This window comes from Rhizobium vallis (assembly GCF_003985155.1).
GTDB lineage: Bacteria > Pseudomonadota > Alphaproteobacteria > Rhizobiales > Rhizobiaceae > Rhizobium > Rhizobium vallis.
On sequence record NZ_ML133714.1, the window covers coordinates 1 to 21,566 of the forward strand.

The 21,566-nt window shown below is 56.8% G+C and carries 10 protein-coding genes and 2 pseudogenes; 5 read left to right on the forward strand and 7 right to left on the reverse strand.

Annotated elements, in window-relative coordinates; all coding sequences use genetic code 11:
* Together EFQ99_RS35405 and EFQ99_RS33730 are read left to right on the forward strand one after the other, a co-directional pair.
* A partial coding sequence (locus tag EFQ99_RS35405) for a hypothetical protein (RefSeq protein ID WP_208722854.1) occupies positions 1 to 201 on the forward strand: 201 nt, incomplete at its 5' end.
* A pseudogene (locus tag EFQ99_RS33730) lies at positions 117 to 347 on the forward strand (transposase domain-containing protein); the annotation flags it as partial. The gene EFQ99_RS35405 and the pseudogene EFQ99_RS33730, both read left to right, overlap by 85 nt.
* A 204-nt stretch (positions 348 to 551) precedes the next feature.
* Here the strand turns inward: EFQ99_RS33730 and EFQ99_RS33735 are convergent.
* The 4 genes from EFQ99_RS33735 to EFQ99_RS36235 form a co-directional block, all read right to left on the reverse strand.
* A complete protein-coding gene (locus EFQ99_RS33735; protein WP_097603632.1) occupies positions 552 to 5,963 on the reverse strand; it encodes a hypothetical protein in 5,412 nt (1,803 codons plus the stop codon).
* Positions 5,960 to 7,603, reverse strand: a complete 1,644-nt coding sequence (locus tag EFQ99_RS33740) for a hypothetical protein (RefSeq protein ID WP_126925235.1) — start codon at positions 7,601 to 7,603, stop codon at positions 5,960 to 5,962. The genes EFQ99_RS33735 and EFQ99_RS33740 overlap by 4 nt, the downstream gene beginning before the upstream one ends.
* A 78-nt stretch (positions 7,604 to 7,681) precedes the next feature.
* Positions 7,682 to 14,740 (reverse strand): hypothetical protein, encoded by a 7,059-nt coding sequence (locus EFQ99_RS33745; RefSeq protein WP_126925237.1) that lies wholly within the window; start codon positions 14,738 to 14,740, stop codon positions 7,682 to 7,684.
* Between the two features lie 1,509 nt (positions 14,741 to 16,249).
* A complete protein-coding gene (locus tag EFQ99_RS36235) occupies positions 16,250 to 16,639 on the reverse strand; it encodes a twin-arginine translocase TatA/TatE family subunit (protein WP_342588136.1) in 390 nt (129 codons plus the stop codon).
* 704 nt (positions 16,640 to 17,343) lie between these two features.
* On the opposite strand from EFQ99_RS36235, the gene EFQ99_RS33755 reads away from it, so the two are divergent.
* Positions 17,344 to 17,745 carry a hypothetical protein gene (locus EFQ99_RS33755; protein ID WP_097603634.1) on the forward strand — a complete coding sequence of 134 codons (402 nt, stop codon included), beginning with the start codon at positions 17,344 to 17,346 and terminating at the stop codon, positions 17,743 to 17,745.
* A gap of 23 nt (positions 17,746 to 17,768) precedes the next feature.
* Entirely contained in the window at positions 17,769 to 18,377 is a 609-nt protein-coding gene (locus EFQ99_RS33760; RefSeq protein WP_097603635.1) for a matrixin family metalloprotease, read from the forward strand.
* A 200-nt stretch (positions 18,378 to 18,577) separates the two neighbouring features.
* Here EFQ99_RS33760 and EFQ99_RS33765 read toward each other — a convergent pair whose 3' ends face one another.
* Positions 18,578 to 18,850, reverse strand: coding sequence for a hypothetical protein (locus tag EFQ99_RS33765; RefSeq protein ID WP_126925238.1), 273 nt, complete (start codon positions 18,848 to 18,850; stop codon positions 18,578 to 18,580).
* A 195-nt stretch (positions 18,851 to 19,045) separates the two neighbouring features.
* Positions 19,046 to 20,635: a hypothetical protein gene (locus EFQ99_RS33770; RefSeq protein WP_097603637.1), complete on the reverse strand. Its 1,590-nt coding sequence runs from the start codon at positions 20,633 to 20,635 to the stop codon at positions 19,046 to 19,048.
* A gap of 461 nt (positions 20,636 to 21,096) precedes the next feature.
* Between EFQ99_RS33770 and EFQ99_RS33775 the strand changes: the two are divergent.
* Positions 21,097 to 21,354 (forward strand): annotated as a pseudogene (locus tag EFQ99_RS33775) (transposase); the annotation flags it as partial.
* Positions 21,355 to 21,461: 107 nt separating this feature from the next.
* Here EFQ99_RS33775 and EFQ99_RS33780 read toward each other — a convergent pair.
* Positions 21,462 to 21,566, reverse strand: a 105-nt coding sequence (locus EFQ99_RS33780) for a transposase domain-containing protein (protein ID WP_164736491.1), incomplete at its 5' end; no start/stop codon positions are given.

The window sequence follows — 21,566 nt, forward strand, 5'->3', positions numbered from 1 at the left end:
CTTGAGAAATTGGCCCGTTGCTCGATGCTCTACCCGCCGAACGTTGACCTTGCGGCCAAAATACGGATGCCAACGATAATAAACTTCCAATTCCTGACCGACATGGGCAGAATGAACGGGCAATGGCGCTCGGCAGAAAATCCTGGCTCTTCGCCGGATCAGACCGCGGTGCAGATCGTGCGGCCTTCATGGCCACATTGATTATGACGGCAAAACTCAACGACATCGATCCGCAGGTGTGGCTGGCCGACGTTCTTGCCAGCATCGCTGATACGTCGATTACCAGGCTGGAGCAGTTGCTTCCGTGGAATTGGACGCCGCCGACCGTCAACGCTCAAGCGGCCTGACCTGCGGCCTTCACCGGAGGCTTACGTTTCACAAGGAGTTCGAAATATCTGGATCGTCGGATACAATCCCTTCAACTGCATTTGACACAGCAGCGCGAAGTCAATCACGCAATGACCGGGCTGGCGTCTCATTGGCTTTTGTCCGACTCAGCCCTCGTTAATGCATCGACCCTTACCGCTTGCGCACAACAGACTCTTCGTCTGTCACGGCGCTGTTTCCAGAAGCTCCTTCGTTGTTTCTAGAAAGGCGATGCGCGCGCTGAATCGTGGCCCGGATGTCTCAAAGTTGTCCGGGGAGAACATGGTGTTGAGGCCAATCGGTTCGGCGCGGTAGGTTGCGGGCATGCGATGATCCACTTCTTCCACATAGCTGACAAATCGCCCCGGACCGAGGTCGCGCAGTAACCCTGATGGAAGGTTGAAATCGACCTTCCACACAAGTTCGTCGTTCTCAACTTCTGCTTCCGCGAGAACGGTCTGCCCGAGTTCGTCCACCTGGAGGCCCTCGAGAACGCATGGAGTCCGAACGAGGCTAGGCCCGATGCCGGTCTCATGGAACACGGCAAGCCGAATCTTGGGCATCCTGAGCAGGTCGAAATTCTTAACCCATTGGCCAGTTTCGTTGCCCGGCAGCGTCCCAGGGTCAAGATCTTTGATATCGAGCGAACCCATGCCACGCACGACAAGCTCCAGCATGCGTGCCCCGTTCTCCGAAACGCCGTGGTCGATCAGGTCGACGTTCCGTTGCGGCAAGAGCTGCATCGTCACGGTTACCGGCTCCGACACCATGATATCTTGCGTGATTGACAGCTTCTGGAACCGGACCAACCCGAACCTGACGAAGGGTTCCGAGGCACGGATCGGCTTCAAATCGATATCAACAAACCACTCTTCCCGGTCCAGGTCGAAGCAGGGCTCGTATGTCAGCAGCGAGACCTGAAGGAAATCGTATGCCGGTTTGGGATCTACCTGTCCGTTGCCGTTTTCATCAGGCACGGGCGGACTGGCCCTGGGAATCGGCATATCCACCGTTTCCTCATAGCCAGGCCTGTGCGGGCCTTTGTCGAGCTTGGAAAAATCCTCGAACGCCGCAGGTGGTATGAAATTCCCCATTTGAGGGCTTGGGTCCCGGCGGATGGGGTCACCTCCCCAACGTGTGACAAATGACCCACCAGGCCCTAGATCCCGATCCTCGAAATCTCGGAGATTAAGTTCGCGTTGGCCAAACTTGATACGATCCCGATCGACGCCGATGCTCAACAATTCCCGGTACTTGGGCGGCCAGAGCACGATTCCGATTCGCTCGCCTTCACCCGAACTGAACCAGGAGCGTCCGAAATAGAGCCGGGTGCGAGCTTGGCGAACCACACTATGTGTTATCGAGCCCTCTACATCGACAGCCGAGGCACGGGTGAACATGAAGGAAGGCTCGGGTCGACGAAGGTCCGGTGCTGCCGGTCTCGCCGACGATTTTACATATACCTCGATGGAGGAAGTGTTCAGAATTGCTTGTTCAGACCGCCGCAATGGTTGGCGCCGATAGAGCAGTTGCTCCGTGCCCCCACCATACACCGGCGCCGTTTCGAACGCCGATGCGTGGCGGCAGACAGAAATCAAACTGAGCTTGAGCTTGCGCGCCAAAGTATCCTTGAAGATATACGGCTTCTCGGCCTTTAAACTGCGCGTCGGCTTTACCACGTCCAACGCGCCGTCCTGCATGGCCTGGCGGTGTGAGATGGGCGCCGTGCTGCCCGACACGAAAAGCGGCGCAAGCCAGATCGGCGTCATGCGACCAACCGGGGCTCCGAAAACGGGGGCCCCCGGATGCTCGACGGGCGGAATGGTCGGAGAAAGGCTCTCCGGCTTCGGAATCGTGCAGAGATTTGTCTTGGGGTCCTTGATATGCTCTATCAACTGACCCACCGCGCCATGCGTAGGCAGGTTTCCGACGTTGAGCAGCGTTATCTGCTGCGTTGGAAGTGTTACGGCTCCGTCTGCCCCGACGTCGAAGCCAACCACGTCTCTTGGAGAAACGTAGGCTTGTTTGCCTTCTGACGTAACAAGTTTCGGCCAACGCCCGGAACGTTTGGAGATCGTGCTACGCCCGCGTGTAGGATCATCAAGCTTCGAGCCGTCAGCACCGACCGTTTGGGCGACCACCACGAAGCTCTCGACCATGGAGAGATCGACATCCACGGTCGCGTCCAGCAGCACGCCGTGCGCGCCGTGCTCATCCTTGAGCGGCGGCTTCAGTATTTCCTCGCACGTATAAAATTCCGAATGGCGAAAGGTTTTGGCTGCGCCTTCATGCCAGCTTGCCATCAGCGGCTTGTTGACGGCGTGACAGACCCGAAGCTTGGAGACGGCCGAGATTTCCTCGATTGGCCAACGCGTCCGGATCGCGTCAATCATATTGGTCGCGATCTTGAGAAGTGTCAGGTCGTCCGGCACGGCGGCACCGCCGATGCCGGTCAGTGACGGGTTCGACGTGGAGACCTTGCATGCTTCGGCAATGTCCTCGCCACAAATGTCGGTCAGTTGCTTAAGACCGGCTTCGTCTTTTCCAGCGGCCGCGAGCTGAATAGCGGCGGCCTCCACGATGGCGAATCGTTGCTTAAGCATTTGAGGATCCGGCAGGCACGCAACCTCCAGATCAAAGTCTTCACCTGGATAAAGGGTAACGCTGACATGCTGCACCTGGGTCGACGAAGTCTGCTGTGCCTTGGGAAAGGTGCCGGCGGACGTCATCCAACGCGGACCGGTGTGGGTCGCAATCTGGTCGATTGACGTCGGATGAGACGGTCGCAAATCCTTACCGCCTTTTCCCGCCTTGGAGACGACGATCACTAGGGGCAGGATGTGCGGATAGGCCTTCTTGTCGTAGACGCTGACGAGGACGTCGCCCGTAAGATAGCGGTCGCTGCCTCTGATCCTGGCGCGGATTGAATAGCTGGAGATTGCAGGATCCGGCAGATAGCCGTCCTCCCCGTCCTTTGTGGTATTATTGCCGCCGGGCTGGAACACCGGTATGCCGCGCTCCGTTGACTCGGGGGCGGCGGACACAAGACGTCGGTAGGCCGCGCCCTCCCGATCGAATGTGTCTCTGATCGTGGTAATGGCCACGGGGAAGCCGCTCGGCTCGGGCTCGGGATCCTCGGGCACAACCGTCTTTGGCGGCCGCTTCGGGGTATAGGCTACGTCACGCAGCCCGCCTCGACGGAGCGCCGTCACGTTCGGGGTCTCGTCCAGCTTGCTGTGCCGTACGACGAGCTCAAACGGCACCTCCGGCGGAATGAAGACACGTGTCGTTAAATCAGGCACGGCTCGCGTGCTTCCCGCGACATATTCTCCTCTTATCGGATCGGTCGCGCTGATCGGGTCCATGTTGGACGGCGCATCGCTCCAGGATCGGACGATAGCCTGGTCGACCTGTTCGTAGCCCATCCGTAGTGAGATTCTCGCAGCTGCCAGCCGCGCCGGCAATGCCAGCGTTGGCGCTGCGATCTTCTCGTGCCGCAGGAAACGGCGTGGCTGCACCGTACCGCCGATACCCCTTGGCAGGATCTCGTCATCTTGGATCTTCTTGTTCCTTTCCGGATCGATGGGATCGGGGGATCCCCCGCCGAGGAACATCGACCGGAATCGGAACACATAGGGATACCCGAACCGAAGAGGGGCAGGCCGGAGTTCTTTCCCAGCGGCTTCTTTTCCCGGAAGATCCAGTATCCGCGCGAATGGCAGCATCTCATCGGGCTGTTCCTGCCGCTTGGGACCATCGGTTAGGACGCCGCCTGGTGTTCCATCCCAGAGAAATATGGCTTCCTCCGTGATCACCTCATAGGTGGCTTTTTTATCCTCCTCGTCCTGCTGTTGGTCGTCCGGCATTTTCGCTGCCATCGGCATGAGCCGGGCGGCGACCTGGAACGAAATCTCTTCGCGCACGCGTTTGCTATCGTGCACGGTCACCAGCTGGGAAAGAATCGCCTCGAGCGTCTTGTCGTCCGGCCCGAAATCGTAGTCGATGTAGCGGCGAAGAAGGCTGCGCCATTGGAGTGCCGAAACAGGCGTGCCGCCCTTTGCCGCGGCGACGTCGACATGTCGGCCGATCGTCAGTTCCTCTGCATGCAGAACGACGATCTCCGGCGGCGTTGTCTTCTCATCTCCGGTCTGCAATTTAGCTAGGGCAAGATCGCGAGCGACCTGCGCGGCGCGTCCCCTGTCCAGAATGGTGAAGCCGGCGGTCGTTTGGGCCTCCCCGAGATCGCGATCGCGCGACTTGGAACTTACCGATCGGCGCAGATCCAGTGATGTCAGGTCGTAACGATCCATCGGGGCTTCGTCTGTCCCGAGGGTCGCCCCGATTTTCCAAACGCCATTGCTCTGTTCAACCAATTTAGGCAGCAACAGTTTCTTGCAGCTGTTGTCGGCACCGGTGAAGATGAAGGCCTCAAATGCGGAGACGGGCCAGAAGCCTTCGGGGTTCAATCGCGCAGCCGTCGCAACGGGTCTGGACGTCGATGCGGCGGAGGGCTCGATCGCCAGATGCAGGTCGACGGATGATGTGTTCTGCTGCCCAAGCGATGCCAGAAGAGCAGCCTCTTCGATTTCGAAATCAAAGGTCAAGCCGAAAAGCCGCGATAATGTCGGGTCACCCTGAATCGCGAAAAAGATACCGCGCAGCCGATCTAATGCCCGTTTTTGCGGGTCGTATTCCGGGGACGTCTTTTGTTGCCGCCAAGTGCCATATTCGTGCGTTGCCCGCCGGATATCGCGATCTGTGGAGGCCGAGGCTTGGTCCTGCGCCACACTTGCCTGCTGCGGCACGATCGATGCCGCGGGGGCCACCGAATTCTCGTCGCTCGGCGCTTTGCCCTTGATGATGTCGCTGAACAGCTTTTCGGTCGCAGCTCGCTCGGCTTGGGTATTCTTAACGACTTCCTCGAATTTTTTCTGGTAGTCCACTTCGCTTGGTTCGATGTCCTCCAGCACCGCGCGAGGTCCTCGCAGCTGTTTTGCTAGAATCCGAGCTGCACGTTCGCCTTGCTCTTCAATTGCAAAATCGCTCTGTCGAATTGGCAAGACTCCGCGAATGATATCGGGGGTCGATGGGTCATACGGTTTCGCCGGGATATCGCCATCTTTGTTCAGCGCGACCTTCGGATCGTAGCTCGACTTGAGGTCGGGCGTCTGTTTCTTGCTGTCGAGCGAGTTTTTTATGTCCTGGGCCAGAGATTGCAACTGATCAAGCGGAACCAGCGTCTTTTTCCAAAGCGCGTCTATCTTACGCCATGCCTTCTCATCCGCATAAGCGATGGGTGCAGTCAGTTGCAACGGCAGCTCTTTCCAGTTCGGCGCGGCTATCTTCGGGGGAATGCACTCTGCCGTGATAAGCCGGAAAAATAGCTTCAATCCGTCGGCGAAGGGCCATTGGGTCTTTTTTCTCAGGCGCTCGGTGATCTCCGCCGGCCAGTTTTCGAAGGCGAGTGCGCCGTCGGCGCTATCGACGAGTTCGGGCGTCGCGACAACAGTGAACTTCAGATAGTTGGGACCACCTTTCGGTTTCTTATATCTTCCATTGGCTATCACGCGTAGCAGTGGCAGGACATTGACCGTCATACGAGTAGTCCTTTCAGGAGGCCTTTGTCGAAATACTGAGAATAGCTATCCCAGTCCGACTGTCCCTTGGCGCGAACGGTGAGGCCACTATTCGTCGGTGCACCGGTGATGATGGGATCGATCCATGCGCCGTCTTCGCTCAAACGAGCGAAGCGCGTTCCGCCATCCTGCTGCCGGTGAAGGGAGGCTTGGCCAGAACCAAGCTTCTTTTCCTCGCGGGTGGCGGTGATGCTGTATTTGTAATCAGCGAAGCCGAGGGAGAAAGAGAAGGAATAGATCGCCTCGCCATACATCTTGCCATCAGCGGACTGTCCAAGCCGGACATAGAGTGATGTCGAGAAATGAAAGATCCAGATACTGGCCGAACCACCGGCGAAGAACGTTCCGTAAAGTTCCGTGGTGCGGCGGGTTTGGCCGTCCTTCTTTACCTTGATGATGCGGATGAACACGCCCGCGGATATTCGTACATTTGCCTCGAGCGGTCCGTATCCGATCGCCGCCCCGCCACCATATTCGAACGAGGCTTCGAAACCGCGCACGCCGTCTGCCGCAGCATAAATCGAGAAATATCCCGAACCGACAAATGGAAAGACACCCATGGTAAACGGTGAGAGGCGCCGTCCCAGCGAGACTTTGAACAATGATTCCTGATTGTCGAACGGCAACTCCGCCGAAACGTTCAGGCTGACATTGAAGAAGGACGTCGCGCCGACTCCAATCGTTCCGAGGTTGATGCCGTACCCGACCTCTATGCCGGCCCCGCGCGTCATCGGCTGGATGAAGACGCCACTCCCCTCCTTGGGGGTGAGAAAGCTCTGCAGCTTCTGGGCGAATTCGAGGTCCCTGCCAATGACAAAGTCCAGATACTTGACGTCGAACCTGGGGCTGGTGTCCTGGCCTATGGAGAAAGCGGCACCGTCGAACTTGAGGCGCAATGCATCGACAAGCCCGCCGATCAGGTAAATATCGAAGGGCCCGATATGAGCGGTGGCGGCGAAATCGGTCTTGTGGTTGAGCAGATCCACCGACGCACGAACCGCGATACCGAATTCAGCGCCGTCCTTGGGCTGGAAAATGGCATCGCTGCCGGGCGCGTGTTTGATGGTCGATTTGAAGTCGTAGGAAAACTTAGCCTTGGTTGGGATCAGCGCGGCGATCGCGTCCTCGATCTGGTCGCGGAAATTGCCGAGATCGATCGCCGCCAGGACATCGCCCCGAAGCGCGTCCTTCGCCATGTCGCCCGCCTGGGTCACGATCAGTTGCGGCGCCGCGACGCCCCCGGACCAACCCGTAAACAGCACGACAATTCTGCGGCTCAGCGCCACACGGGCTTCCGCCGTGAGCGAACCCGCATTTGTCCAGTCCTCGAGAACCTTGAGTTCCTGGGCAAGGCGATCGCAATTGGACAGCGCGTCGAGATCCTTTGTCGGATCATCGAGCTTGCAGACGGGATTGTCATCGGCGAGTCCCGGTATCGGCGCGACGAGCAGCGCCTTGCGCGCGAAGGGCGCGAACAGCGAAATCGATCCCACGCTTTTCAGCGTTGTGTCGCGAACCTGTTTGATGACGGCATAGCTCCGCCCAGTCGTCCAAACGAATTTCGCTTTCTCGACCGCATAGGAAATTACGGCATCGCGCAACAATGCCGGTCCACCTTCGAGCCGCCGCAGCAGCGCGAGCGCTTCTTCCTGGACCCGATCCTCGAGGTCTCGCAGAGCCTATTCCAGATCACGAAAAGTCCTGCTTCCGCCTGCAGCCGAAAAGAACTCAGAGAATAGTTTGTCGGCAATCTTCCCCTGCAAGAGTTCCTTTATCGACGGCGGCTTGGTCGGCAATGCTAAGCCGCCAACTGCCGCGATATGACTATTGATGCTGGTCAATGCCTCCGTGAGTTCGGTGATCTCCGGCGTCAATGTGAGCGAGAGCTGCTGCGCAAGGCTCTCCAGCTCGTTGACAGCCCCGATGACCAAGTCAATCTGGTCTTTTGCGCCGCCGGTGGTCGTCTTGATGAGCTTCACCCCGAGATCCGCCACGGTCCAGACGCAGTCGATGATCTTCTGCTCGGAATCCGCCGTCTTCGTCTTCAGGTCCCTGAGAATTTGGGCGTTGGTGGATGTGAGCGATGGCAGGTTCGGCTCAAGCCGCGTCGCCACAGCCGCGACAACGGCGCCGGCGCCAACGACCGGTCCATGATCCTTCAGGAATGTCGCCAGCAGATCGACGATCTCTCCGAGTTCTCCGGCAACGTTGCGGCCGAGCATGCGCAGGTTGCTCGCCAGCGCTCCGATGCTTTCAATTCCCGCCTTGTCGAGTTTCGCCGGCGGTTGCCAGTCGCGCGCGACGAGCTGCATGTCGACCAGATGGCAGTAGAGCTTAGACAAGGAGAGGATCAAATTCTTGTCGCCGCTGTAGACAAGCGCGGATACCGCCGCATGAAGTTTGAGGGCCTCTTTACTGAGGTCATCCGGCAGCGCCGGATCGTGCAGCGGCCCGGCACCCCCATCCAGTTTCTGGATTTCGGCCTTGGCCGTGATCAGGCTCCTGATTGCTTCGCCGATCGGTGCGAGCACCTTACTGCTGGAGGTGCCCGGCAGCACCAGTGGTTTCGTCTTATCTTTGTCGAACTCCGTGCAAGCGGCCGCTTCCTCCATCAATGCGGCGGGATCGGCCAGAAGCGGGTCTTTTTGCAAGAATTCTGCGGCGGGCAACAGGTTGGCTGCGATTTTCGCCGAGATATCGTTTTCAAATTTCGCCTTGATCGCATCGGTGTTGACGCCGAGAACCGATTTTGCGAAATCGCCCGAAGCCATCAGGATCCGTTCGGGATCGCCTGACGTGATGGCCTTGGCAACGCCCTGCGCCTTATCGACGGCGAACGAGATCCATTCGAGGCCCCTCGTGACGGCAATCAACTGCTCTGGATAGCGCTCGAAAAGTGTATCCACCGCAATGGACAACGCATAGGCAGCCCAGGCTTCCTTTTTGTCGGTGGCCGCCTTCGCAAAAGTTTCAAGTTCCTTCCTGGCGTCCTCGATCGGTTGCTTCAGATCCGCCTGGATCTTCTTTAGAAATGCTGCCGCACCAGCTTGCCCGGCCGCCTCGGCGCTCTTGCCGTCAAACAGCGCCTTAAGGGCTTCGGTAACGGCGTCCCGGGTGGCGGTCTTGATCGACGCTTCCGCCGCGGCGATTATCCTGGGAGCGATCCCGCCGCTGCCGGTGACGATTGGCCATAGCGACGTCAGGTTGCCTTCCGCATTGGGGTCCAGTGACAGCAGGAGTTTCCGGACATTCAGTGGCGGGGCGCCGAGGGGAAGCACCGCCTCGATCTGCGCGGCCGCCTGCGTGGGGTCGCCGACACTGTCAAAGAGCCAGTCGGTGATCTTGACAGCGATTTGGCGCGGCGTTCCCACAGTCAGAACCGTCGGAAGCAGTTTCAGCGCTTCGATGATCGGCCTCAACTGCGTCAGCACTTCGATCAAGTCATTGAGTGTCCCGGTGAGCGATTGCTCCAACCGCTCTACCGGGTTCGATGCGACGATGGCGAGGTTATGAATGAGTTCGCGGGCCGCTGTGTAGATCTGCGCCAGTTTCGGAATAAGAGCCAAGGCATCTTCCGTCCCAAGCGCGTCGTTGAGCGCCGTTTCGACCTTTCTCAGCCCGCCATCGATCTCGGGATAGAGCTGCGCGAGGCTCAGGGGCTCCGGCTTGTTGGCGGAGCCGGGGGCCTTATTGAAGATTGCAGCCTGCCTGTCCTTCAGGTCCTGATCCAGCGCCTGCCACTCGTGGCGCAATTGCTGGATGACGTCTCGCAGAGGAGCAAGCACGCGGGTCCGGATATCATTGGCAAGACCATTGACCTGTCCTTCGCCCTCTCGCAGCGCCGAAGTTCCGAATTCATAGACTTCTTTCAGGATGGGGATATCGTCGGCCGTGATGCCCAGCAGGGCCATCAGGTCTTTCAGTCGTATCGTGCCAAGCAGCTTAGCGTCGAGGCTGAAAAATGACTGAACCTGCTTCACGGCCTCGCTGAGCGAGTCGCCCATGTCGAAGGGTGCGCTCTGGTCGTCGTTGTCAGGAAGCGGAGGCGGCTTGACGACCGGTCGCTTTATCTCCTCGTTAAAATAGCGGGCAAGCGACACCAACTCGCCATCGTCAAACTTCATTTTCTCAGCCGATGGGTCGTTAAAGTTCGGCTTTCCATCGCCAGCTTCCATGGAGTCGGCGGTAGGCGGCGATATGGCCCTTGTCGGCTCCCAGCGCGTGGATATATCGCCACCCAGTGGTCCAAATTTCCGGCTGATCGCGATCAGATGTGAGTTCGGTCTTGCAATGCCGCCGGCCCGGTCGCCGTTGCCACCCATGTCGAGGGACACAAGGTCCCGCAGATTAAGGAATACTTCTTTCGGGTTGGCATTCTCAGGTGTCAGATCTGGCAAACCCTTCGCGACTGGGTCGCCGGGGAAGCCATAGAGCACGTAGTGGCCGTCATATTGCACTTCGATCGACTTCGGGCTGCCGCCACTCAATTTCTCGACCGGCCCAAGCCGAATAATTGCCTTTTGAAGCATCGGATAGAAGGGTGGCTGACCCGCGCCCTCAAGCACGGAGGTCGTTTCGAAATTCGGCAGTTCCTCAAGTTGACCCTCCCAGCTCTCGGCCGTCGCGGAGCGCGTCCGGCCGTGCGCGCGAATATGAATCTTGCTGGTCTCGAACTGCGCCTCTCCGGACTTGCTGTTTGGCGCGTAGTCGATCTTCAGTCCACCGATATCAAGCTCGCGCCGGGACGCGGGCGTGAATTTATTGTACTGCTCGACCGCTGCCTTCAGAGATTCCGCCGTGGTCGCGGCAATATTATCGACAAAGATCATGGGCAGCGATGTCGGGGTGCCGTCGATCGTGATTTCAAAGTGATAGAAGCCGTTCGCGGTGATGTCCGTCTTCGGCCAAAAGGCGATTCCGGGCCCGTTTCCCAGGAATATGCTCCCGTTTGCACTCTCCCTGTGTCCGTCACCGACCTGCCCGTCGATTGGAAAGGTCGGATCGACAATATCAGGTGTCTTGTCCGCCAGAAGGCGGACCGTCTTGCCACACCACATCCGCCCGCCATGCGGCTGCCCCACCGCTCCGAAAAGCTTTTGACGCTCGGCCATCCGTAGATACATGCGCTGCCGGAGCATGGCCTTGATGCCCTGTTCCGGCGTTCGCAGGAAAATCCGCTCCGTCAACTTCACGAAGGACGCCTTGTGTCCGAGCGGCAGGAGGTAGCCCTTGTAGACGACCTCGGTTCGAACATCGCGCCCAAGAACAATGTCCTGCTGCAATGTTTCGATCGAAAAACCTTCGAAAATCTTGTTGCCGAGAAAGTCGTTCGCACCGGCGGAAGGATTGAAGGCCGTGTCGTGAAGCAGCGAGCCACCGAGTGCGCTGAGCGACAGCGCCTGGACGTTCAATGGCAGCGGCTTGTGGATGGCCTGGCCGTTCGCCGCATCCAGAATGGCGAAGGATTCCCCCGGCTCTATCTGGCCGGAATTCGCGATCAGGGCTCCGGCTTCGTCGACATTATTAGGGTCGTCAGGTTTGGCTGGCTGACGCTTGCCGATGACGGGCAGGCCATATGTCGATGACAGGAGAACCAACTGATGCCTGTCGTAAGCATCCAGCGAGGTTCGGAAGAATGTGTAGTTGTCCGTCGGCAGCGCCTTGCGGAAACCGGCTCGTTTGCAGATCCATTCTATCAGCCGATATCGGGACTTCTCAGGTTGTTCAGCGCACGCAGCCGCCCTGGCCGCTTCGATCTCCTCCTTGGTTGCGTCCTTGTTCACCGCCCTTTCGGCAGCCTCCGCCACGTCCTCCGGCGTGAGGGTTCCGCTTTCCATCTGTTCCGGGCCGATGAACCAGGGCGCATAGGGGCCGCGCGGCGGCGCGCCCTGACCCGGCAGCCGCATCTGGCCGGCGGACCGCCCGACGATGAGCGCGTCGGGACGCAGATCCGGCGAACCCACAACCCGCAATGTCGGCGGTGTGGCAATCGAGGTTTCCAGTCGAACGCTCCAGAGATCCCAGGGCAATGGACTGTGCGAAAGACTGCCTGCGGGACGCTCCCCTTCCTCGATCGCGATGCCTGACGGCTCGGCGTCACCAATTTCGATCGGTTTTCCGCCGCTCGACTGGGACAGGATTGTCGGCACCCGTCGATTGGTGCGCCAGATGGCATCCTGTGCCGTCGACAGGAAAAGTCGGGCGGGAAGCTCGATGGAAGTTTCGAAATCCAGCGGCTCGCCCGGGAACGGCTTGCCCTGCTTTGCCTCCGGATCAACCTGCCTCTCGCTCTTGAGCGTTGCGCGCACCTCCGCCATCCGGGTGTCGCCGGTTACCGCGCCTTCCGAGAAGCCCTGGAAGCGCAACATGGCATGGTCGCTCGGATTGGATGCCCTGCTGCCGGGCCGAGGCAGAATTCCGGACGGCAGCGCATCGAACAGCTTGCTCGCACGGCGGGTCACGGCAGCTTCGAACCGAGACCAATCGGTCAAGGCCTCGAAGGTGAAGGCAATCGGGAAATAAATCGTGTTGCCCGGCCCGGTATTGGCGGGAGAGTCGCCGGAGGTTCCCCTTATGTCGCCTTCGGCGGCGGTAACGCCAAGGGGCGGCTCGCAATCAATTCGGAATGCCAGACGGCTGCGGCCGGCGAGCCGCGCGCTGACCAGATCCGGCACCCGCTCTGACCCGAGCGCGAATTTGACAAAGTTGCCGATCAGGCGATCCGTCAGAACGTCAACCCTGATTTGCAACGGATATCCCGAAACTCGGTTGTTGAGCGACAGATACTCGGCGAGGAACCTGTTGGAGAGCGGGTCAGCACCGGCAGGAGGCAGGAATCCGAGGCGATCCTCGATTTGCTTGTCGGTGAGGCCTATTCTTCTCACTCCGAGATATTCAACTATTCGGTCTCGCCAGAAGCTCCTGAAAACTCCGTAGAGCGGCTCCTGGGACTCGAATATCGCCTCGTTGCGCTGTGCATTCGAGAAGTTGATCTCGTCCGAAACATTCGGATCAACGGCCGAAAAGAGGCGTCCGTCCTTGCGCAAACGGGAATCGGAGCGCGCGAGTATGTCGACCCGCCGGATCATCTCGCGAATCTCGCCCTCCACGGGACCGGCACTGCTCTCGCGCATCAGCATGCGCGCTAGGGCCATCCCGTCCGGGTCGAGGGCAAACGGACCGATGTAAGTTCGCTGGTCGAGAGGCATCGACGACGATGCCGCGTCGTAAGCGGAAGCGAGTGCTGCAAACGACTTATGACCAGTCTCGAAACGCACCTTCTGTTTGCGAACCTCCTCGCGAAACGCCGCTCGTTTTCTCGGATCCGCTTCTGCGTTCAAGGCTTCAAGGATTGCGGCGGTGGTCTTCATGTTGTCGGGGACGTCCGAATTCGTCTTTGACAGGTCGACATCGGGCAGGCCGGGGGCTTCGAGGCGGAAGATCGCCTCTTCCAGCACATGCTGCGGATCGAACTCCGCCACGAGGATCGGTCGTGTGTCGTGTATGGCTCCATCCGGGCCGACGGATATCCGCGCGTCCTCCTGCGAGGGGCGAATCTCCGGTCTTGAGCGATGCTCGAGCAACATGTCCTGGAACTTGAAGCGCAGCTTCATCAGGTCATAGTCGCGGGCCGCCGTTAGCGTCGCATCGCCAAGGTCGAACCTTGCGCGGCATGTATCGCCGGTCAGGTTCCCTAACCAGACAAAGCTCGATGAGATCGGGCGCGGATATTCGCCGTTCTCTAGGTGCAGGATCGGATTGCCGTCTTCATACTGCAGGCGAAGATTTGAACCGCGGAAAGTCAATCGACTGAAACTGGTATCCGGCAGTGCGTGGCTCACCGCGAACAGGGAGACATCGATATGTATCCGCTTCAGCACACCAGGATCGGCCGGATTTTCTTGCGGCCGGTCGTGAAGGACGAAAACCGATGCGTCCGGTGCGCCCGCGCGATCTCCGTTGGCAATCTGAAAGACGCGAGCGATCTGCTCGGAGGTCTGATCCTTCTGTTGCAAGGGCTCGCAGACGCCGAGCCGTCCCCTGCGGATATCGACCCAGAGGGGCGTGACCGTCGCCTCTTTCGTCTCCGCAGGATTCGTGTCGGCGTCGGCGCCTTCAGCCTGGGTTTCCTTCGTATCCGCCTGTGCCTCGGGCCTGCCTATGCGCAGGCGACCGACTGGCGAGACAATGTCCCCGACTTTGTGCCAAGGTGTTCCCGGAACGCCCGCGCGAAAGATGGTAGGTCCGATTCCTGTCGCCATGCCCCACAAGACGCTGCGCCGCTGGACTTCCAGCTTGCCGGGCGTCGTCGTCTGGGCGAGCACGAGGCGGGTGGCCGAAATGCCATCCGTCAGGAGCGTGTCGGTCTCGTGAATGGCTAGGATGCCATCACCGATGGTCAGGGCGGCGACCACTTGTTTCTGGGATGAGAGGAAGGGCGCCGATCCTACGATGACGTCGAAGCGCAATGTGCAAATGTCAGCGGGCTTGACCGAAACGCGGTGGCCTGTACCCAGCTGGAGGATGCCGGCCGGACTCGCGAGCTGGATCGCGTCGGGACCTACCGTTCCGGCAAAATAAGAAACTGTATTCTCATCGACTGGCGCGGCGTCGGACTCGGAATCTGGTTTGGCGCCCGTTGGTTGCGACTTCAACCAGCCAAAGCTGAAAGCGGACGCCTTTACCTGTCCGCCAAGCGACTGGACCATCGGACCGTTTCGGCCAATGACTGTCCACATCAAATTGCCGTCGATCGTTGCGCGAAAATCACCCATCCTTGCAGTGGTGTCAACGTGTCCGCCAAACATGCTGGTAAGCGTGGCCGATACCCGTCCACTGGCGATATCCTCAAAAGGGAGCAGGCGTCCGAATTGCGCGGCGGACTCGCCAGTGGGCGGCGAGATGGATCGGAAAGCATGAAAATACGCCGTTCGACTACTTTCGATGGCTTCCGTCTTCCCATCGCTCATCAACCAGAGATTGGTGATGTATTGTATCGTCCAGCGGGTGCTGGGACGCTCGAATTTGAATGCTACAAAACCGCGCCCTTTCGAAGGGCCGCTGAATCGCAAGCCGTATTCTATGTTCCGCACATAGACGACGCGCGGTGAGGCCGCGACCGGGCCAATTGGCAGTTCCTCAGGCTGTGCCATATCGAAATATGCGCCGGAACCAAATGCAGCGGACGGAATGACCCAGTCGCAGACGACCTTGCGCTCATCCGGCGTTTTTGCTTGTCCCGTACCGGCTGCTCCTGGATAAACCTCAACCTCTAAGACGGTAAGCCTTGATAAGTCCGCCGAAAGATTGAATTCCAAGTCGTACCAAGTGTGGTTGGCAGCTTCATTGGATCCGGCATAGGTCAATGCCGGGCTGGCCACCAGCCCGCTCAGCAGACTTCTGCGACTAATAGTCGGATTTATGAATTCTTGCCAGCCGACGGGTTTAGCGTCGAACGGCAGTTCGCCTGCTCCCTTAAAGGGCATCGACTCCTCCCACAGTGTATAGCGCGCGGAACTACAATATAAGCTTGTATTATGATCTGATTTATGTCAATGATAATGTCTATCTAAATGGAGAATCGTGGAGGGGAGGTAGGCAGCAGGTTTTCAAAATGAACAATATCACAAGAATATTTTGAATTAAGGTGATATTCGCCAATCCATAATTTTACCCAAGACTAAATTTAGATGAGTGCAGTAGAAAAGATATCTTAGTATCGTCTAAAATGGCTTAATATCATATTTGAAGGCAGAAGTTTACTCATGATTGTCGATATAAATAAATTATTTATGCCAGTCTTTTCGTTTCAATAAAACAAGAGTTAGAAGTATAATGTGGAACTTCGTTCGATCGGTACACATATATTTCATGCGTGCGGTTTGTAGCCTCGCGGATGGTGATGGCGCGGCCGATCGTCGGAGCTGGAGAGCCTCGTAGTTTCAGCAGCCTCAATACCAAGATCGCTTTCGTGCAGACGATTGCCGGAACTGGACAGTGCCTTCGACAGAAGGCTAATTAGCGTCGGAGCTCGATTTCAACCTCACTCCGATACCGCTCGAGCCGAAGGTTGCTTTCTCCTATTTCTATTCGATGACGTCCTCCACTGACCGGGTTCGACGAGGGCGACCAGCCGCCGACGGCCATCATGACGAATCTCCGCGGTGGGCATCACAGCCCGTTCCTGCCATGAGACGCAGGAAACACTCGGCTTTTCGGTACCAGAGGAGGAGGGTAAACGAGGACTTTTAGGATTGGGGCGGCGATAGCCGCCCACCCGACAACGCGCTCTCGTTGTCGCTGGGAGACTCAGGGCTAAGGTGAACAGAAGACGGCGAGCTATCGGCGACGGGCGTAACCTTATGGACCGCCGCGCCATTGGCGAGTTCATGCACTTCCCGACGAAAGCCGCCAATGCCTTTGCCTACGTCCCCCAAGAACGTGGAAATGCTGCGTCGCCCGAAGAGCAGCATGATAATGGCAAGTACAACCAGCCAATGCCAGGCGCTAAGTGATCCCATCAGCATTTGACTCCTGTATCTCGTGTGTAGCTCATCGGGTGCTCGTAGCGCGATCGCGTGGGTGGCAAACACGCGCCTCGTCAGCCAATAAATCTGTAAAGCCTCACCAATCTGCATTCTGAAAGCAAAGATAACTAGAGCCGCGCCATTTCAAGGCGCAGTCTATAATTATCATAGAAATGAGCATGCCGTTAATTGCAAAGAATGCAATAAAAAACGCAGCTTGTCTATGATCGTGAAGAAATAGTATTGACGATCATAACGATTACATAGATTTTATTAGATAGGCTGGCGCCTTTGGGGTGGTAATGGCTAAAATGAGGGATGGCCTTGAGCCGTTTGCTTGATTGCTGCGCATCGCCGCGACACGAAATGGTGCCCCTCAGTTGGCAGGAGGTCACCAACCCGAGTTTGACGCGACGTGTGGTTCCTAGCGGACTTGTCGCTATTCCGGCTGCCTTTTACCTTAGCGCGGGGAGGACAGGCATCCCAGACCAACTCGCGTTTCCCGTCCACACTCAAAGACGAATTCGAATTGTCAGGAACTGTTCTACGCGAATTGGCCAAAGGCCGGGTGGTTCTCTACCGTGAAGAGGCTGATCTCCGCATGCCGGCCACCTATGCGAACGAATTCCTATCGGGCCTTGACGCTCTTTTTGATGCAACAACGTTCGTCGAGTCGGGCCCTCGATTTCCGGTTCGATTCCCTTTCCGCTTCCGTCAGGACGTGGAAATGTCTGATCCGCCGCCAATAACGACGATATAAGTGAGTGCCGAGACCAAGACGGGAAGAGGAAGATCAACGCAACGGAGGAAAGACGATGGCAGTACTATTCATTCGACGAGCACTCATATTCGGCGCCGGCGCCGGTTGCGCGCTCGGCGTTGTTCGACCCGGCATTGCAGCCTCGCCACGCATCACGATCGAACTGCGAAATACGAACGGCTCGGTACTAACGACGCTTCGACTCTACAAAGACGATAAAACCTGGATCGACATCAACAATGACGCGTCACCTCTCAACGCCGTTCACGGAACTGTGGACGATCAAGCTTATAATCAACTCCATTGCCTGGATGACGCCGGTAACGAAGTCGTTCGATTGGCCAACTGCAATTGGGACATCACGCAGGGCTTCCACAATGCTGGCTTCTGCTACGGCTGCAAAACTGGGTTTGAGAAACAGCCCTCCTGGTATTGCACAGGTGTAATCAATGTTTAGTTAGCTGGCGCTGGGAAACCGAAATGTTGACTGCGACGAAAAACACGCTCAAGGGGCTGTCAAAATGGATGGCGCGCTCCACTGCTTTTTGTGCGTTGGCGGCCACTCTATTCTCGGCCGCAGCTGCTAGCGCTTACAAGCTGGAAGATTGGAATTGGAAATATCAGGCCAATCCAATCGAAGCTCGCTTCGTGATATGCGAGCAGGACGCGCCATCCGGTGCTGCGAGCGTTATCAAACAGGCGGCTGCCAAGTGGAGCTATTCGAAGCTCAAGTTCTCGTTCGAGGCCAACAATTGCCCGCAAGAGCGTCCCCTAAACTACGTCGAGTTCGTTCCCCTCAACGTCACTGGTCTGACCACCGCTCCGAACGAGTTGGGAACGCACAATACCAAGCGTTGCCTCATCCAATTCAACAAGAGCAAGCCATGGTATGCGGGTACGGGAATGCCAGGCGGAAATCAAAATGACCTATTCAGTGTTGCTCTTCATGAGTTTGGGCATTGCATCGGTCTGCTTGATATTGACGACAAGGGAGCCGTCATGAACGGCAAACTGGATGTCGGCAAGGTTCTGCGAGATCTCGCCTCGGATGATCTGGCCGGGCGAAACGCCATCTATGGAATGCCCTAAGACTGAATCGGCTGAGAGTGTCGAAATTGCGGGAAGACGTTCAACGTCGCGCCAGCTATCGTTTCCGCGCCATTAGCCGATGCACTTGCTTTTGTCGGTTGACGTATCGTCATAAGAAGACTTTGCATCTTAACAGGCGCTTTTCGGGTTGGGAATGGTCCATGACTTCGGCTTTGACGGCATTCTCAAGCGGTGTCACCTCATTTGACTTGGACGAAGTCGGTCCATTGATCAGTGTCGTCCTTCATCCGAACGCTCACATTCGTGCGATCACTATTATATGTGACTGAAGTTACTTCACATTTGAATGGTCCAAAGCCGGTTACGGAATCTGGATTATTAGTGCCTAGCACAGACTGGGTTAGCTCAACGTCACCTATGTCAGGGTCAGACTTCAAGCTAACGCCGCTGATTTCTATCCGGGTTTTTGGAGTTCCTTCGCCGATAAAAATGACAGAAGTGATCGTACCCATTTCGATAAACTCCTTCATACTTGGCTCGCACGGATTAAACAGTTCACTGCTTGATCATGTTTGAAGATGGATTCAGACTCTAGTTGGGTTACATTCAGAGCAGAGCCCAGACGCCTGGCAAGATGCCGATTTGTGAAGCAGCGACGACTCAGAGCTCACCCCCACTAAGGAAGAGTGTCCCTAAACTGCCGCCGCTCACCCTCGCACGTTGATTGTCCGGCAAATAATCCCACCTGTTCTGACGATGCCGGGACCGCCACCCGTGTTATTTATAAACACTCCCACGGCGTATTTGCCATCAGGGCATTCAATCCGTCCATATGTACCATTCTTCTCATAGGCAGGCTGACTCGGCGAAAAATGTTCGATGCGATCCGTAATCTTTCCAAAGATTGCCGACGCAACGTCCTCGACGAGATCACTATGATAGCTACCTAAATCGGCCCCGATTGTAGGAACCTCTATTGGCCTGACGGCCGAGCCCTTGACTAGTTGGTCAACAAATGACGCTTCTACCGAATTCGCAACAGCATCAATCGAAACCACTTCCAGATCGATACTGGTAGGAATCCACATGCCGTTGCCACTTCCTTCATAGTGGATTTTGTTGTCATCCGTGAAATCTGTTTGCTTCTCGACAGATCCGCAATATGGATTTCCGCTCGTGCAGGACACTTCGTCATTCTCGCTAAACTTCAGACCATATTTGTTGTCGCTTTCGATAATTCGCTTAAGCTGATCGCTAGTCAAAGCTCTGCTTTCTGCGCCGGCGGACAACTTCCAGTTTTTAGAATCGGTCCTCTCCAGACGGCCCGAGATATGAATGGCGCTGCTCAACACCAACTTGGTGATTTCTTCTTCAACTTTGCTGCCCTTGGCCTCAAACTCCTGACGTTTAAAAACCGAAAGATTCTGAGCAAATTTGCTTGCGGCGCTCGATATAATTTTACCTGAAATTGTTCTGGTTCTCGTGTCTTCTTCACGGATTCCGCCTTGGCTGGAGCTCGAACCAAATCCAAGATGCCCACCAATATTTAAGCCAAAACCACTGCTACTTTGATCAGAATATGCTTGTATGCCCCCCTGGGCAGTTTCTTTGTCGAATATCTTGCGGAAGGCATCAGAGCTTTCGAACCCCTTGTAGGTTGCTGAAAATATATTTTCTTGTATCTCCTGTTGCTGCGCGTAAACAACTGCGCGCATGTCTCTCGCGTCATAGATATAGCGCAGTTCCGCGCATGTGGCACCTATCACTGCATCAATAGCATCAGGGGGCCTATCATACACGGTTCCAATTTCGGAGGGGAACTGGGCAACAATTCGCTCAGGGTAGTCACCATTACTCCGGACTCCGGTTTTTACTCCGATATAAATGTAAGGATAGGAAAATATCTTCGCCGGAACCACAGGATGTCCGCTAGCTTCGGACGCCAAGGCCGCTATCTCGTCAGTAACACCAGCTCGAGAAAATTCGAGAGGTATTCTTACGACGATCTTCTTGCCCGCACCTCCAGCGTTACAACCGGATTCCAACGACTGCTTAAACGATGTCCAATTCGGAAGCAAGAAAGGCAGCATATAGTAACGATCCTGCGTGGAATCAGGATCTTTATACAAGACATAGTCAACCCCGTTCAGCTTCAAAGGATTAACGCGGACAAATGGGTTGTGTGCCAGCCGCGAATCTAACTGGTATTGTGGAGAGGGCGTTGGGTTCAAATTTTCCTGTGCCGCGACCGGCGTAATGGCGACAAGCAAACCAACGGCTACAGCAATTCTCGACATTATCTCCTCCTTTTGCTTATGCTAAGCATTATTAGAGCCGCGTCTGTGGTGACTTCCCTATGGTGGTTGCGTTCACGCCACTGGAGTCCCAAATATTTAGAAGTCTTACGTTAGTCGGTTTCACGGCTTACCATCCCTTGCCAAATGGCGGTCCAAATTTAGGCGTCACCTTTTTCCCCTGATAATCGGGTTCGGACTCCGCACCTTCGACGGCTGTTTCTAACGAGCAAATATCTCACCCATGCACCACCATCGCACCATTGTTACTTATTTTGCCGAATTGTCGATATCCCAGGTTGTATTAGTCCCTAGCGGAACGGGGTGATTCAACTGGGTGATAGGTCTGAAGCGGATAACGCCTTTGTGTTACGAAGTAGCCATGGGGTACCATCAACTGAACCGCGCCGGGTTTGCCGGAGGCTCCAACTTGTGAGAAAGTGAAGCCGATATGAAGCACGACAACGAACAAATTTTCGCCTGAAGTCCGTGAGCGTGCCATCCGCATGGTGCTGGATCACGAAGCCGAACATCCATCGCGGTGGGCTGCCGTTTCATCTATCGCGGCCAAGATCGGCTGCTCGCCAGCCGCGCTGCATGAATGGGTGAAGAAGACTGAGGTTGATGGCGGCAAACGATCAGGTTTGCCGAGCGATGTTGCCGAGAAGATGAAGGCTCTGGAGCGGGAGAACCGCGAGCTTCGTCAGGCGAACGGGATCATGCTTCGTCATAGGACTACTCCTAGTATTTGCAATGGGACTTCCGGAACGAATCTTGATCTTTAGAGCGGCGAAATCCTCGACAATCGTAAGCGACAAGCCGTGGCCGTTCAGGCGGCGTAGTTCCATGGCATGAGCGCGTCGATTTCACTGCTGGGCCATCCATTCGCAAGGCGCTCAAGCGTCTGGGTCAACCAAGCTTGCGGATCGACTGC

Coding starts and splice junctions, on each gene's coding strand:
- EFQ99_RS33735 (WP_097603632.1), bottom strand. CDS start 5,963: ATGACGGTCAATGTCCTGCCACTGCTACGCGTGATAGCCAATGGAAGA.
- EFQ99_RS33745 (WP_126925237.1), bottom strand. CDS start 14,740: ATGTGGACAGTCATTGGCCGAAACGGTCCGATGGTCCAGTCGCTTGGC.
- EFQ99_RS36235 (WP_342588136.1), bottom strand. CDS start 16,639: ATGCAGATTGGTGAGGCTTTACAGATTTATTGGCTGACGAGGCGCGTG.
- EFQ99_RS33755 (WP_097603634.1), top strand. CDS start 17,344: ATGGCAGTACTATTCATTCGACGAGCACTCATATTCGGCGCCGGCGCC.
- EFQ99_RS33760 (WP_097603635.1), top strand. CDS start 17,769: ATGTTGACTGCGACGAAAAACACGCTCAAGGGGCTGTCAAAATGGATG.
- EFQ99_RS33765 (WP_126925238.1), bottom strand. CDS start 18,850: ATGGGTACGATCACTTCTGTCATTTTTATCGGCGAAGGAACTCCAAAA.
- EFQ99_RS33770 (WP_097603637.1), bottom strand. CDS start 20,635: ATGTCGAGAATTGCTGTAGCCGTTGGTTTGCTTGTCGCCATTACGCCG.